At 64.9% G+C, this 14278-nt stretch carries 16 protein-coding genes and 2 pseudogenes; 11 read left to right on the top strand and 7 right to left on the bottom strand.

The features are described 5' to 3' along the window. The first annotated feature begins 78 nt into the window (after nt 1-78). The 7 genes from ACFQDL_RS04410 (at nt 79) to ACFQDL_RS04380 (ending at nt 7004) form a co-directional block, all read left to right on the top strand. Nucleotides 79-1341, top strand: coding sequence for a M24 family metallopeptidase (locus ACFQDL_RS04410; RefSeq protein WP_379907983.1), 1263 nt, complete (start codon nt 79-81; stop codon nt 1339-1341). Nucleotides 1342-1350: 9 nt separating this feature from the next. Next, a complete protein-coding gene (locus ACFQDL_RS04405) occupies nt 1351-2385 on the top strand; it encodes a threonine aldolase family protein (protein ID WP_379907982.1) in 1035 nt (344 codons plus the stop codon). Between the two features lie 85 nt (nt 2386-2470). Continuing rightward, nucleotides 2471-2680, top strand: a complete 210-nt coding sequence (locus ACFQDL_RS04400) for an aldehyde dehydrogenase family protein (RefSeq protein ID WP_379907979.1) — start codon at nt 2471-2473, stop codon at nt 2678-2680. An 8-nt stretch (nt 2681-2688) separates the two neighbouring features. Beyond that, nucleotides 2689-3561 carry an aldehyde dehydrogenase family protein gene (locus tag ACFQDL_RS04395; RefSeq protein WP_379907978.1) on the top strand — a complete coding sequence of 291 codons (873 nt, stop codon included), beginning with the start codon at nt 2689-2691 and terminating at the stop codon, nt 3559-3561. Continuing rightward, nucleotides 3456-3896, top strand: coding sequence for an aldehyde dehydrogenase family protein (locus ACFQDL_RS04390; protein WP_379907977.1), 441 nt, complete (start codon nt 3456-3458; stop codon nt 3894-3896). Before ACFQDL_RS04395 ends, ACFQDL_RS04390 begins: the two co-directional genes overlap by 106 nt. A gap of 130 nt (nt 3897-4026) precedes the next feature. Further along, a complete protein-coding gene (locus ACFQDL_RS04385) occupies nt 4027-5286 on the top strand; it encodes an amidohydrolase (protein WP_379907976.1) in 1260 nt (419 codons plus the stop codon). A 212-nt stretch (nt 5287-5498) separates the two neighbouring features. Then, nucleotides 5499-7004: a fumarate hydratase gene (locus ACFQDL_RS04380; RefSeq protein WP_379907975.1), complete on the top strand. Its 1506-nt coding sequence runs from the start codon at nt 5499-5501 to the stop codon at nt 7002-7004. Nucleotides 7005-7209: 205 nt separating this feature from the next. Here ACFQDL_RS04380 and ACFQDL_RS04375 read toward each other — a convergent pair whose 3' ends face one another. Beyond that, nucleotides 7210-7488, bottom strand: coding sequence for a hypothetical protein (locus ACFQDL_RS04375; protein ID WP_379907974.1), 279 nt, complete (start codon nt 7486-7488; stop codon nt 7210-7212). A gap of 77 nt (nt 7489-7565) precedes the next feature. Further along, nucleotides 7566-7895, bottom strand: a complete 330-nt coding sequence (locus tag ACFQDL_RS04370; protein ID WP_379907973.1) for a hypothetical protein — start codon at nt 7893-7895, stop codon at nt 7566-7568. 169 nt (nt 7896-8064) lie between these two features. Between ACFQDL_RS04370 and ACFQDL_RS04365 the strand changes: the two are divergent. Beyond that, nucleotides 8065-8433 (top strand): annotated as a pseudogene (locus tag ACFQDL_RS04365) (flavodoxin domain-containing protein); the annotation flags it as partial. A 176-nt stretch (nt 8434-8609) separates the two neighbouring features. Here ACFQDL_RS04365 and nfsA read toward each other — a convergent pair. From nfsA to ACFQDL_RS04340, 5 genes and pseudogenes are all read right to left on the bottom strand, one after another. Beyond that, nucleotides 8610-9347: an oxygen-insensitive NADPH nitroreductase gene (gene nfsA, locus ACFQDL_RS04360; RefSeq protein WP_379907972.1), complete on the bottom strand. Its 738-nt coding sequence runs from the start codon at nt 9345-9347 to the stop codon at nt 8610-8612. A gap of 54 nt (nt 9348-9401) precedes the next feature. Beyond that, nucleotides 9402-10022 carry an alpha-ketoglutarate-dependent dioxygenase AlkB family protein gene (locus ACFQDL_RS04355; RefSeq protein ID WP_379907971.1) on the bottom strand — a complete coding sequence of 207 codons (621 nt, stop codon included), beginning with the start codon at nt 10020-10022 and terminating at the stop codon, nt 9402-9404. Further along, entirely contained in the window at nt 10019-10387 is a 369-nt protein-coding gene (locus ACFQDL_RS04350) for a phosphoribosyltransferase family protein (protein WP_379907970.1), read from the bottom strand. Before ACFQDL_RS04350 ends, ACFQDL_RS04355 begins: the two co-directional genes overlap by 4 nt. Before the next feature lie 233 nt (nt 10388-10620). Then, nucleotides 10621-10905: pseudogene (locus ACFQDL_RS04345) on the bottom strand (ribose-phosphate pyrophosphokinase-like domain-containing protein); the annotation flags it as partial. Then, nucleotides 10902-12434 (bottom strand): thymidine phosphorylase family protein, encoded by a 1533-nt coding sequence (locus ACFQDL_RS04340; protein WP_379907969.1) that lies wholly within the window; start codon nt 12432-12434, stop codon nt 10902-10904. The gene ACFQDL_RS04340 and the pseudogene ACFQDL_RS04345, both read right to left, overlap by 4 nt. Before the next feature lie 148 nt (nt 12435-12582). Between ACFQDL_RS04340 and purU the strand changes: the two genes are divergently transcribed. The 3 genes from purU to ACFQDL_RS04325 all read left to right on the top strand — a co-directional run bounded on the left by purU (nt 12583) and on the right by ACFQDL_RS04325 (nt 14277). Further along, a complete protein-coding gene (gene purU, locus ACFQDL_RS04335) occupies nt 12583-13437 on the top strand; it encodes a formyltetrahydrofolate deformylase (protein WP_379907968.1) in 855 nt (284 codons plus the stop codon). A 128-nt stretch (nt 13438-13565) separates the two neighbouring features. After that, nucleotides 13566-13973 carry a CBS domain-containing protein gene (locus ACFQDL_RS04330; protein WP_379907967.1) on the top strand — a complete coding sequence of 136 codons (408 nt, stop codon included), beginning with the start codon at nt 13566-13568 and terminating at the stop codon, nt 13971-13973. Nucleotides 13974-14136: 163 nt separating this feature from the next. Next, nucleotides 14137-14277 (top strand): hypothetical protein, encoded by a 141-nt coding sequence (locus ACFQDL_RS04325; protein ID WP_379907966.1) that lies wholly within the window; start codon nt 14137-14139, stop codon nt 14275-14277. The last annotated feature ends 1 nt before the right edge of the window (nt 14278 follow it).

Here is a 14278-nt window from a genome sequence, read left to right as displayed (position 1 = left end):
CTACGCTGCTGTTAGGTCGATGGCGCTAACACGGCCGGGAAGGTTGTCACCTAACAGTCGGGGTCGGGAGGAGTCACAGTGGACAATATCAGCGGTCGCTATTTCGACGATGCCGAGTACGAGCGGCGTCGTCGCGAGGTCAGGGAGGCGATGACGGCGCGCGGACTGGATGCCTGCCTGATCGCCAGTCCCGAAAATATCTATTACCTCACCGGTCTCGACCACCAGGGTTATTTCGCCTGTCAACTGCTGGTGCTGCCGGCGGAGGGGCAGCCGATTCTGATCACCCGGGCAATGGAAAAGGCCACGGTGCGGGACCAGGCGCCGGACGTCAGGCACGTCGGCTACAGCGACGGTACCGAGCCGCCGCCGGGGGAGGACAGTATCGCCGACGAAGCCTGGCCGATGACGATGGGCGCCCCGACCCGCGAACCCCGGCGCCGGCCCTATCTGATGCCCAGTGCCGCCGTGCGCGAGACGGTACGGGCGCTGAAGGAGGCGGGGCTGGCGAAGGCCGTGATCGGCATCGACATGAACAGCACCTTCCTGCCGTACTCGATTGCCGAAGGGATCATGAACGGGGTCGACGATGCCGACTGGCAGCAGCTCGAGAGCCTGGTCGACGATGTGCGCATCGTCCAGTCGCCGGCCGAACTCGAGCTGACCCGCCAGGCCGCCGCGATCTCGGATTCGATGATGCTCTCGGCGATCGCGGCGGCGGGGCCCGGCGTCAACGCCCGGGAAGTCATGGCAGCCATCTACGATGCGATGTTCCGTCGCGGCGGCACCTATCCGGGCTTCGTGCCGCTGGTGCGCTCGACCCGCAATCTCGCCCATGAACACGGCACCCGGCAGGACCTGACGCTGGTGTCCGGCGATCTGCTGTTCCTCGAGATGGCCGGTTGCGCGCGTCGCTACCATGCCCCGATCGGCCGCTTCGTCTTCATCGGCGAAGCGCCGGACAACGCGCAGAAGGTCAACCAGGTCTGCCAGCAGGCGATGATGGCGGCGGCCGACAAGATCGCCCCGGGCGTGCTGGCCGGCGACGTCTACGAGGCCTGGCACTCGGTGCTGGACGCCAATGGCCTGTCCGAATATTCCCGCCATCACTGCGGCTATTCGATCGGCATCGGCTACCCGCCGAGCTGGTCCGGCAGCGGCGTGCCGGTGGGGCTGAGGCGCAACTCCCGCATGCAACTGCGCGAGGGCATGACCTTCCATCTGATGAGCTGGCTGGTCGGTTCGACCCTCGGCGATGCCTTCCTGTCCGATACCGTCGAAGTGACGGCCGAAGGCTGTCGCTTTCTGACTTCGGTCAATCGCGATGTGCTGGCGCGCTGAGGAGGCGTAATGGAAAACAGGCATCTGCTGGCCAGCGACAATGCTTCGGGCGTGCACCCGCAGGTGCTGGCGAAACTGGCCGAGGTGAACCAGGGCCATGTACCGGGTTATGGCGACGACGAGGTGACGCAGCGGGCGCTGGCGCTGTTCCGCGACCATTTCGGCGCCGGCAGCGAAACCCTGCTGCTGTTCAATGGCACTGCCGCCAACGTGCTGGCGCTGAAGGGTATGGTGCACAGCCACGAAACCGTCTATTGCTGCGAGGAGGCGCATCTGCAGGTCGACGAGTGCGGTGCGCCGGAACATTACATCGGCTGCAAGCTGTCGCCGGTGCCCGGCCTGCGCGGCAAGCTGACGCTGGCAAAGATCGAGCAACTGCTGGCGGCGGACCGCGGCGTCGTTCATCGCAGCCAGCCGCGGGTGATATCGCTGGCCCAGGCGACGGAACGGGGCAGCGTCTACAGTCTCGCGGAACTGCAGGCCATAGTGGCCTTTGCCCGCGAGCATGAGCTGCTGGTGCATATGGACGGGGCCCGCCTGGCCAATGCGGCGGTGGCGCTGAATGTCGGCTTCCACGAACTCTGTGCCGGTGTCGACGTGCTGTCGTTCGGCGGCACCAAGAACGGCCTGATGATGGCCGAAGCCCTGGTGGTGCTGAATCCCGAGCTGCAACGGGCCTATCCCTATATCCGCAAGCAGGGCATGCAGCTGGCGTCCAAGCAGCGCTTTCTCGCGGCCCAGTTCCTGGCCTATTTCGAGGACGATCTCTGGCGCACCAATGCCGCCAATGCCAATGCGATGGCGGCGCGTCTGGCCGAGGGACTGGCGGCCATTCCCGGCGTGACGCTGACGGCGCCGGTCGAAATCAACATGGTCTTCGCCCAGTTGCCGACAGACTGGATCGAGCCGCTGCAGCAGCTCACGCCGTTCCTGGTGTGGCCGGGCGAGACCCACTCCGAGGTGCGCCTGGTCACCTCCTTCGATACCCGGCCCGGGGATATCGACCTGTTCATCGAGGCCGTCCGTCCGCTTTCCGAACGCTAGCCCTGTGCGGGAAATGCAGGCGCGATAGTCAGGCCGCCTCGGCCAGTGTCCCGCCGATCAATCTACAGAGCCTGGAGGCCAAACCATGAGCCAGATCGAAGTCTTCAACCCCTTTACCGGCGAGCGCGTATTCTCGCAACCGTCGGAAACTTTCGAGGCGATGTGCCGGCGCATCGATGACGCCCAGAAGGCGGCCCGCGCCTGGCGCAAACTGGATCCGACGCAGCGGGCCGAGCAGATCCAGGCGGCGCTGGACTATTTCCGCCTGCACCGTGATGCCATCGCCGGGGCGTGACCCGGGAGATGGGCAAACCCTTCGAAGCGGCCAAGGAGGAGATCGAGTACATGGTCGAGCGCGCCGCTTATCTGTGCCGCTTCGCCCGCGACGGCGCGCTGGCGGCCCCGCGCCGGCCGGAATACGAGGACAGTGGTTTCGAGGGCCGCATCGAATGCCGGGGCAAGGGGGTGGTCTATATCATCTCGCCCTGGAACTACCCGCTGTTCTGTGCCATCAACGGCACCATCTGTGCACTGCTCAGCGGCAGCGCGGTGCTGCTCAAGCACACCACGACGCCGTCGGTCGGCGACCATTTCGAAAAGGCCTTCGGCACCCTGGCCGGGATCGACCATCTGGTGACCCAGGCGGTGGTCGACTTCGACGTCTCCGCGCGCCTGATCGAGGAAGCCGATATCAATCATGTCGCCTTCACGGGCTCGGTACAGGGCGGACGGGTGGTGCAGCAGAGCGTTGCCAAAAGAGCCTTCAACGAGGTTCCGGATCCCTTTATCCAGTGTTCGCTGGAGCTCGGAGGCAGCGACGCCTGCTATATCGCCGAGGATGCCGACCTTGAACAGGCGGCCTTCTGGGCCGTGAAGATCGGCCGGCTGCACAACTCCGGCCAGTCCTGCTGCGCCGTCAAGCGGGTCTATGTGCACGAGCGCCACTACGAGCGCTTCCTCGAGCAGGCCCAGGCGATCATGGAGGCGGAACGCTGCGGCGATCCAATGCTGCCGGAGACAACCCTCGGCCGTTGCACGGCGGCGAGAAGGCGGTGGGCGGGCTCATCGAGATGGTGCGCCAGGCCGAGCGTCTCGGCGCCCGCCTGCTCAGCGGCGGCGACACCGAGCAGATCGGAGATGTGCAGTTTCTCAGGCCGACGCTGCTGGCCGACGTGACCCCCGAGATGCGGGTGATGCAGGAGGAGACCTTCGGCCCGGTGCTGCCGGTGATGAAGGTCGCCAGCGACGAAGAGGGGATCGAGCAGGCCAACAACAGCCGTTACGGCCTGACCGCCTCGATCTTCACGACGTCGCGCAGCCGTGCCGAGCAATTCATCGCTGCGGTCGATACCGGCACCGTCTACGTCAACCGCTGCAATTTCGTCGATGCGCGCCTGGGCTGGATTGGTCAGCATTACTCCGGCAACGGCTCGGTGGCGCTGGCGCCCGAGGGGCTGCAGGCCTTCAGTGCCCGCAAGTCGGTCAATATCGACCCGTCTGACTTGAAATAGATCGAGTAGGATGGGTGGAGCGATGCATTGCCCTGATTGCAACGATTTCTGATTGGATCGGGCATCGCGTAACCCATCACCATCCGGAGACCCCCATGTCCGACCTGCCCCCTGTCCCGATGCCGACCTGATGCGGGAACTGAGCGAAACCCGGCGCGCCTTTCACCGCGCGCCGGAGCTGTCCTGGACCGAGTACCTGACCACCGCGAGGCTGTGCGAGGCGCTCGAGGCGCTGGGCTTCGAGGTCCAGTGGGGGCAAACGCTGTACGGGCTCCGGCAGCCATCGAACCCGCCGGACGGCGAAACCGACCGGGCCGCTTTTGACCGTGCCGAACAGCAGTTGGGGGCGGGCAACCGCTACCTGTCGTCGATGAAGGGCAACCGTACCGGGCTGGTGGCAAGCCTGGACGGGGCCGGGGCTGGCCCGGTGTTCGGTTTTCGCTTCGATATCGATGCGTTGCCGATTCGCGAGGGTGGCGACAGCGGCCACCTGCCGGCCCGGGAGGGCTTCGCCTCGGAACATCCGGGCATCATGCACGCCTGCGGCCACGACGGTCATCTGACCATCGGCCTGGGGCTGGCGCGACGCCTGGCCGCCAGCCGCGAGCGCTGGGGCGGCCGGGTGCATCTGTTCTTTCAGCCGGCCGAGGAGGTGGCCGGCGGCGGCGCCCTGTTCGCCGATCTGCCGCAACTGGCCGAGGTCGAGCGCTTCATGACGCTGCATCTGGGCATTCTCGACCGCTACCGCATCGTCTTCGACGCCACCTGGATCGCGGCGCGGATCTACGATGTCGTCTACCGCGGGCAGGCCAGCCATGCCGGCAATGCGCCCCAGACCGGGCGCAATGCGCTGCTGGCCGCCTGCCAGGCTGTGCAGGGGCTCTATGCGCTGCCGCGCCACAGCGCCGGCATGTCGCGGGTCAATGTCGGGCGCTTTCACTCCGACAACGCCCACAATGTCATCGCCGACGAGGTGCGTTTTCGCTACGAGGTGCGCGGCGGCGACAACGCCATCTGCGATTTCATGGCCGAGGCGGCCGAACGGGTGCTCGAGGGCGCCGCGAAGATGAACGCGGTGGAGGTCGAGCGCGAAACCTTCGCCGAGTTTTCCAGTTACCCCAACAGCCGTGAGCTGGCCGAACGGGTCGCGGCGACAGCGCTCGGGATCGGCCTGCCACAGGCGCTGCTGCAGGACAGCTTCCAGGTCTCGGCCAGCGAGGATGCCGGCTTTCTGATCCAGAAGGTGCGCGAGCAGGGTGGCGAGGCGACCCACCTGATCCTCGGCTCGCCGGTCGGCGGCGGCCACCACAGCCCGACCTTCGACTTCGACGAAGAGCTGCTTGGCTGGGGCGTGCTGCTGTTCGAGCGCCTGGTGATGGAAGGATCGTAGGAGCCCGGCCCCCCGGGCGAACGGGATATAGCACCGATATCATTCGCCCACAAGGGGCTCCCACAATCGGCTCTCGCAGTGGGGTCCCACCTTAGACCAAGGCCCTAAACTCGTCCTCTGTCGTTTTCGTGTATAATCGCGCCGCAATCATCCAAGCAGCCGGCTGACAAAAGAGCTGCCCCTACTGACCCGGAGCCTGACGGAGAGTCTCAATGAGCGTGATTCGCCAAGACGATTTCATCAGCAGCGTTGCAGACGCGCTGCAGTTCATCTCCTACTATCACCCGATCGATTTCATTCAGGGCGTTCACGAAGCCTACCTGAAGGAGCAGAACCCGGCCGCCAAGGACGCGATGGCCCAGATCCTGATCAACTCGCGCATGAGCGCCGAGGGCCACCGTCCGATCTGCCAGGACACCGGCATCGTCACCGTGTTCGTCAAGGTTGGCATGAACGTGACCTGGGACGCCAAAATGGGCGTCAGCGACATGATCAACGAGGGCGTGCGTCGCGCCTACAACAATCCGGACAACGTGCTGCGTGCCTCCATCCTGGCGGATCCGGCCGGCAAGCGCCAGAACACCAGGGACAACACCCCGGCGGTGATCCATTACGAGATCGTCGAGGGTGACGAGGTCGAGGTGCATATCGCGGCCAAGGGCGGCGGCTCCGAGAACAAGTCCAAGATGGTGATGCTGAACCCGTCCGACAGCATTGTCGACTGGGTCGTCAAGACCGTGCCGACCATGGGCGCCGGCTGGTGCCCTCCGGGCATGCTGGGTCTGGGTATCGGCGGCACCGCCGAGAAGGCCGCGGTGCTGGCAAAAGAGTCGCTGATGGACCCGATCGACATTCACGAGCTGCGCGAGCGCGGCCCGCAGAACCGCGTCGAGGAACTGCGTCTGGAGATCATGGACGCGGTCAACGCGCTGGGCATCGGCGCCCAGGGGCTCGGCGGCCTGACCACGGTGCTGGACGTCAAGATCAAGGATTATCCGACCCATGCCGCCTCGCTGCCGGTCTGCATGATTCCGAACTGCGCCGCGACCCGTCATACCCACTTCAAGCTCAACGGCAACGGTCCGGCCGTGCTGACGCCGCCGAGCCTGGACGACTGGCCCCAGGTGACCTTCGAGGTCGGCGCCAATACCCGCCGCGTCAACCTGGATGAAGTGACCCCGGAAGAGGTCGCGACCTGGAAGGTCGGTGATACCATTCTGCTCAACGGCAAAATGCTGACCGGTCGCGATGCCGCCCACAAGCGCATGGTCGAGATGCTGAACAACGGCGAACAGCTGCCGGTGGATCTCAAGGGGCGTTTCATCTACTACGTCGGTCCGGTCGATCCGGTGCGCGACGAGGTGGTCGGCCCGGCCGGTCCCACCACGGCGACACGCATGGACAAGTTCACCCGACAGATCCTCGAACAGACCGGCCTGCTGGGCATGATCGGCAAGTCCGAGCGCGGCCCGGTGGCGATCGAGGCGATCCGGGACAACAAGGCGGTCTACCTGATGGCTGTCGGCGGCGCCGCCTACCTGGTGTCCAAGGCGATCACCGCTTCGAAGGTCCTGGCCTTCCCGGAAATGGGCATGGAAGCGATCTACGAGTTCGAGGTCAGGGACATGCCGGTTACCGTGGCGGTCGACGTCAACGGCGAATCGGTGCACACCACCGGCCCCGCCAAGTGGAAAGAGATCATCGCCAAGTCGGCCTGATCCCGAGCGAAACAGATAACGGAGCCTGCGGGCTCCGTTATCTGTGACGGATTGGTGCCGCCGAGGCCAATCGATCTGCACTGCGATCGATATGACGGGTTACGCGATGCCCAAACGATGCGGTAACCGGTTACGAATTTACCACTGCATCGCTTTACCCATCCTTGGTTCCGGGGATTTGGAACCGTTGGTTGAGGGGCGCCTCTTACACCTTGCTCCCCACCAGCCCATTCCTCTCCAGCACCCGGTACACCTTGCGGCAGGTACGTCCGAGCCGGTCGAGATCGCCGAGACCCGGCACCTCGCCGTCGTCCAGCCGCTGCTGCCAGTCCAGCAGTTCGCAGTCGAGATAGTCCAGCAGTTTTTTCGAGCAGCCACTGCAGATGCCGTTGCAGACCTGGGCGGCCGGCATGTCGAAGGGCAGGGTCTGGCGGACCTCGTCGAGCAGGTTCTGCAGGGCGGTACGGGGATCGGGTCTGGGCATGGAGATATCCGTGCAGAGGGGAATCTCCCGATCCTAGTGTGCCCGAGCGGATTTGAAATTGACCTTTATCAAGCGCTTCAGGCGCAGTCGCGGTCCTTTTCCAGCTTGCGCTTGGCTTCGAGGTAGCGGGGCATCGGCCCGACGTCCTCGTAGATCGGATCGCCATCCTCGATGCGGATCACCTTGGACCCGGGGCGGTAGGGCATTTTCTCCTCGACCTCCAGCAGGATGCTGTGCAGCAGCGAGCTGCAGACTTCTTCGCGTGTCAGGCCGAAAGCGCTGGCAAGCGCCTCGAGGCGGATCTGATCCTCCCGGGCGATGGTGACGTTCAGCTCGGTCAGGCTCTCCTGTTGGCGGGCTTTGGACTCCAGCGCTTCGAGCAGGCGGGATACATGGCTGGTAGGCATGGTCCATCTCCAATGATTACGGCGATACTACAACTTCCAAGGTAGTTCAGCCCGGTGCTTTTCGCGAGGCGCCCGGGTGTCGACGAAGGTTTTTCTGAGGCGCCCGATTGACTAGAATGCTGCATCTGCAAAATACCGAACGACAGCCAGAGGAGGAGCGCTGAAAACCATGGCCAATATCAAGATACTGGTGGGCACGACCTACGGAAGCAGCCAGGAAATCGCCGACGACTGCGCCGCGCAGCTGAAAGTGCTGGGCCACAGCGCGACGGTGTTGCGCCAGCCGAAATATGACGAGGTGGTCGCCGAGGATACCGAGGTGTTGCTGGTCTGTTCCGCCACCATCGGCCAGGGCGAAGTGCCCGATAGTCTGCTGCCGCTTTATCTGGAGCTGAACGACCGCTTTCCGCTGATGCCGCAGGTCGGCTTCGGCCTGATTGCCCGCGGCGACAGTTCCTACGAGAATTTCGCCGAGGGCGGTCGCCAGGTTGCCGACCTGCTGCGCGAGCTGCAGGCCCGCGAGCTGGTCGCGCCTCTGTTCCTCGACGCCTGCGAAACGCTCGATCCCGAAGCCGAGGTCGACACCGGCTTCAGGGCTTCGTCAGGGCGCTCTGAGGCCGCCCACCCAGGACTAACGATGCTGTGGGAGCCCGCTCCGTGGGCGAAAGGCCCCGGTGCTGCACCGGTTCGCCCGGAGGACCGGGCTCCCACCGTTCACCGCTTCAGAAATCCCTTGCGCTGCAGGAACGCCAGCATGTGCGGGCGGGCCTCCTTGATCAGCATGCCGGAGATCTGTTCGCTCCAGCTCATCTCCTTGGTGCCGCCGGTGCGGGTACGGTAGTACTCGCGTACCTGGTCGTCGTAGTCACAGATGAGCTCGCGGTCGCGGCTGCTGTCGTAGCGGTCCTTCTTCAGCACCACCTCCAGCGGCAGGCGCGGCTTGATCTCCGGATTCTGGGCCGGATGGCCCAGGCAGAGACCGAACACCGGGTAGACCAGGTCGGGCAGCTCCAGCAGCTCGGCGACCTCGTCGATGCGATTGCGCAGGCCGCCGATATAGACGATGCCGAGGCCGAAGGACTCGGCGGCGACCGCGACGTTCTGGGCGAAGAGTGCGCAGTCGGCGGTGGCGGTGATGAACTGTTCGGTAAAGCCGGCCTGCATGTCGGCGTCATGCATCTCGCAGCAGAGACGATGGCGCTGCATATCGGCGCAGAACACCAGGAAGGCCGGCGCGGTGGCGACATAGGCCTGGTTGCCGGCGCAGGCGGCAAGGCGCTCGCGCTTGTCCCGATCCTCGACCTGAATCACGGTGCAGGCCTGCAGGAAACTCGACGTGGCGGCGGCCTGACCGGCGCGCACCAGCTCGTCGATCAGCGACTGTTCGATCGCATCGGATTTGAACTTGCGGATGGAACGGTGGGATTTCAGCAGTTCGATGGTTTCGTTCATGGCGGGTCCTTCTCCTTCGAAGCCCGCCATCTTAACACTTCCGCGATACGGGTTTCAGGCAGCGATGTGGCGAAAGGTCAGGTTGATTCTGGGGGCAAGGACACGCCGGCTGCGGGGCAACGCATGCTGCCAGTGATGCTGGGTCGACCCGCGCATCAGCAGCAGCGAGCCATTGCCCAGTTCCAGTTCGACCTTCGGCAGGGTCCTGTCGCGGCGGTGACGCATCAGAAACCGGCGCGGCTGGCCCAGACTGATCGAGGCGATCACCGGATCCGGCCCGAGTTCCGCCTCGTCGTCGCTATGCCAGCCCATGCTGTCGTTGCCGTCGCGATAGAGGTTGAGCAGCACGCAATTGAAGACGGTCGGTTCTACCTCCGCCAGCTGCTGTCTCAGTTCCTCGACGAGCGGGTGCCAGGGCGCGCTGTGAAGGCGCAGTCCGGAGTAGCGATAGCTGAGCCCGGCATCGCCCTGGAACTGCTGCAGCCGCGGGATCAGGCAGTCGCGGCCGAACAGCCGGATCCGGTCCTGGCGCCAGTCGATCTCCTGTTCGAGGCGGGTCATCAGCGAACGGCACCGTTGCGGTGAAATGAACCGCTGCCACAGCAGCAGTTCGGCTCCGGGGTGGATAGCTCCGGGCTGGACGGCTCCGGGCAGCTCGTAGCGCTCGGGGGTCATGTCTTGCCGAGCCACTCCCGGCAGGCGCTGGCCAGGGCGTTGGCCACGCTGATGGCATTGCTCGGGTGCGGCACCGTATCGGTGGTGAGAACCTCGGCCTTCTGCTGCAGGCGCTCGTAGGCATCGCCGGCGAACAGGCCGTGCACGGCGATGCAGGTGGCCCTCGGCATGCCGGCGGTCCGGAGGTGTTCGAGCGTGGCCAGCAGGGTACGCCCGCTGGAGACGATATCGTCGACCAGTACCGGCTGATGATCCTGCCAGGGCGTGACGTCCGGTGGCAGGATATCGACCTCGTAGTCGCCCTGACGCTCTTTGCGCAGAATCTGGCAGGGGCTCCGGCGAGCCGCGCCACCTCGGACACCCACTGCTCGCTTTCGCTGTCGGGACCTATCACCAGCGGCTTGTCGATATGGCGGCCGATCCAGGCGGCGATCAGCGGTGCCGATGGAATCACCCGGCTGTCGAGGCTGTAGATCTCATCGAGCGAGTCGTAGCGATGCAGGTGGGGGTCGACGGTGATCAGACCGTCGAAATAGCCCGACAGCAGTCGCGCGAAACTGGCGGAGCTGACGCACTCGCCGGTCTTGAAGCGCTTGTCCTGACGCATATAGGGGAGGTAGGGGCTGACCAGAAGTACGCGGGCCGCGCCCAGGTCGCGCAGGGTATCCGCCGCCAGCAGCAGCGGCAGCAGCTTGCCGTCCGGGAAGCTGAGGTTGCAGAACAGGACGCAGTCACGGTCCTGGCAGTCGCTGTGGATCCGCAGGTAGCTTTCGCCGTCGGGAAACCGGTGTTGTTCCAGTTCGCCGGCTTCGGCCCCGAGCAGGTCGGTCAGGCGCGCGGAGAGGGCCGGGTCCGAGGCCAGGTTGAACAGCAGGGCGCTCATGGGACGGTCTCCTCGATCGGTTCCAGCTCGACGACGCCGGGGTGGTCCTCGAGATAGTCGACGGCGTAGTTCAGCTCGCCCGAACTTTCGGCGTGAATGCTCAGCAGCATGTCGTTGGGATCTATGCGATCGCCCAGTTTGACCGGAATCTCGACGCCGGCGGCGGGGTCTGCCGGGGCGCCCGCCAGCTTGGCGATCTTGGCCAGCAGCCGGTTGTCGATGGCGCGCACGATACCCGCCTGGCGGGCGGTCAGGCTGTAGCGATAGGGGGCGACCAGGGGGCGCTTGAGCCCGCCCTGGGCGCGGCAGATATCCTGGAACTTCTGCCAGGCTTCACCGCTGTCGAGCTTTTCTCGTGCCAGCTGCTCGCCCAGGCCCTCTTTGACGGTGCCGGCCATCTCGAGGATGGCGCCGGCCAGATAGCAGGCGCGGTCGCGCAGGTCGAGCGGTGCATCGGGTTTGCGCTGCAGCACTGCGAGGACGTCCATGGCTTCGAGGGCCGGGCCTATGCCGCGTCCGATCGGCTGGCGGCCGTCGGTGCAGCAGACGCGTACTTCGAGCCCCAGTTCGGCCGCCACCTTGCGGAAGGTGATCGCCAGCTTCTCGGCACCTTCCTGGCTGCGCACCTTGGCGGTGGGGCCGACCGGAATGTCGATCAGTACATGGGTGGCGCCGGCGGCGATCTTCTTCGACAGCACCGAGGCGACGAGCTGCCCTTCGCTGTCGATATCCAGGGCCCGCTCGACCTGGATCAGCAGGTCGTCGGCGGGGCTCAGGCGTACCGACCCGCCCCAGGCCAGACAGGCGCCCTCGCGGCTGACCACGTCGCGCATCTGCTTCTGGGTAAGGCTGACATTGGTCAGCACCTCCATGGTATCGGCGGTGCCCGCCGGCGAGGTGATGGCGCGGGACGAGGTTTTCGGCACGGTCAGGCCGCAGGCGGCCAGGATCGGCACCAGAATCGGCGTGGTACGGTTGCCCGGCAGTCCGCCGACACAGTGCTTGTCGATCACCATCGGCAGCCCCCAGTCGAGGGTTTCGCCGGCCTTGATCATGGCCCGGGTCAGGGCCGAGACCTCGGGCAGGCTGAGGTTGTCGTCGCCGCAGGCGGTGATGAAGGCGGCGACATGGACGTCGGCATAGCGGCCATCGACGATATCGTTGACGATGCTTTGCAGCTGCATTTCGTCAAGGGTATGGCCATAGACCTTGGCGCGGACGTAGGACAGCGACTGTACCGGCGGCGGGTGTGAGACGCGGATCGGCGCCCCCTCCCTCAGCCCCAGGCGCTTCCAGGCCGACTCGGAAAAGCCGATCTGACCGTCGGCGACGATATCGCCGGTGACGATATTGAGGGTGGCGATAATGTGCTGGGAGTCGCTCGACACCAGCACGCGCGACAGGGCCGCAAAACCCTCCGAGCGGCAGACGGGGCAGTCGGACCGCATGAAGACGATCGGTTCCTGGCGCGTATCGATGCCCAGGCGGCGGGCTTCCAGCGGAATCATCCGTTCGGGTGTGAATATCATGCTTGGGCCTCCGATGCCTCAATGTAACAGCTTCTCTGGTCGACAGACAGGACCGGGGTCAAGGCGGGTGCCGGTCCTCTGCCTTAATGTACCCGAGGTGATTAGCTGATAGAATCCCGCCGGTTGAGACCCAGGAAGAAGGATTAGGATGGAACATCGATACCGGCTGCTGCTTTCCTGCCCCGACCGCGTCGGGATAGTGTCCATGGTGAGCAATTTCATTTCCAGCCACGGCGGCTCGATCGCCGACGCCAATCAGCATTCGGACCCGACCACCGGCTGGTTTTTCATGCGGGTGGAGATATTCGCCGAATCGCTGCCCTTCAGTCTGGAGCGGTTGCGGGAGCAGTTCGCGCCCATTGCCCAGTCATTCCAGATGGAGTGGCAGATTACCGACTCGGCCCGGCCCAAGCGGGTGGTGCTGATGGCCAGCCGCGAGGCCCACTGCCTGGCGGATCTGCTGTACCGCTATCACGCCGATGAGCTGGATTGTGAAATTCCCTGTGTCATCTCCAACCACGATGCGCTGCGCAGCATGGTCGAGTGGCACGAGATTCCCTATTACCATGTGCCGGTCGAGACCGCGGACAAGCAGCCGCATTTCGACCGGGTGCTGCAACTGGTGCGCGACCACGAGGCCGATGTGGTGGTGCTGGCGCGCTACATGCAGATACTGCCGGAAGCACTGTGCGAGCTTTACCCGCACCGGATCATCAATATCCACCACAGCTTCCTGCCGTCCTTCGCCGGCGCAAAGCCCTATCATCAGGCCCATGAGCGTGGCGTCAAGCTGATCGGGGCGACCTGTCACTATGTGACTCAGGAGCTCGATGCCGGTCCGATCATCGATCAGGAGGTCACCCGCATCAGCCACCGGGACATGCCCGAGGAGATGGTCCGGCTCGGCCGCGATGTCGAGAAAACCTGTTTGGCCCGCGGCCTCCGGTGGCACCTCGAAGATCGCATTCTGGTGCACGGCAACAAAACCGTGGTGTTCAACTGACAGGGCACGCGCGGTGCCGGCGCTATGCCGGTGCAGGCAGCCTCCTGAAGCCCGTGAGCTGGACTAGTATTCAGGTATGAGGTCCCGTACGGGCGGGACCTGCCGTCCGCTCCCGCAGGAGGCTCGCGATGCTCAGGTCCGTCAAGGCACGGGATTATATGGCGCGGGATCTGGTGACCTTCAAACCGGATACCCAGCTGTTTTATGCCATCAACCAGTTGCTCAGATACCAGATCAGCGGCGCGCCGGTGGTCGACAGCCAGGGTGGCCTGGTCGGCGTGCTCTCCGAAGTCGACTGCCTGCGGGCGATACTGACGCTGACCTATCACGAAGAGGAGTTCGGAGGCACGGTGGCCGACTACATGTCGCGGGATGTCTGTACCGTCGAGCACGATGCCGATATCATCAGGGTCGCCGATATCTTTATCAAGCAGGGCATGCGTCGCCTGCCCGTTGTGCAGCAGGGGCGCCTGATCGGCCAGATCAGCCGGCGCGATGTGCTGCGTGCGGTCGAAGTCTTCGCCCAGGAGGGCTAGAGCGGGCGCAACCGGGACAGGGAAGGTCGATAGACGTCGCCCGGCAGGGCCGGCCGGCACCTATCTTGAAAAACGCCGATGGCCCGGCAACTGACCTGTCACAGAGCCGGAGCCCGATTCACCCGGCCGCCGATTGCGGCCGCAGCCTGTATACTGGAGTCCCATGGGTTACCCTTTCCCGGAACAACCGATCCTGTTTTACCCCTCACTGGCGCGACGCCTCGGCAGTGACGAAGCGTTGCTGCTGGCGCTCTATCACGACCGTGCCCGCAATGGTGGGCGCGCGGAGCCGGGGAGCTGCTGAT

It is taken from the genome of Marinobacterium aestuariivivens (assembly GCF_042661465.1).
GTDB lineage: Bacteria > Pseudomonadota > Gammaproteobacteria > Pseudomonadales > Balneatricaceae > Marinobacterium_A > Marinobacterium_A aestuariivivens.
The sequence above is the reverse complement of the archived record's forward strand: the minus strand, read 5'-3'. Positions and strand labels throughout refer to the sequence as shown.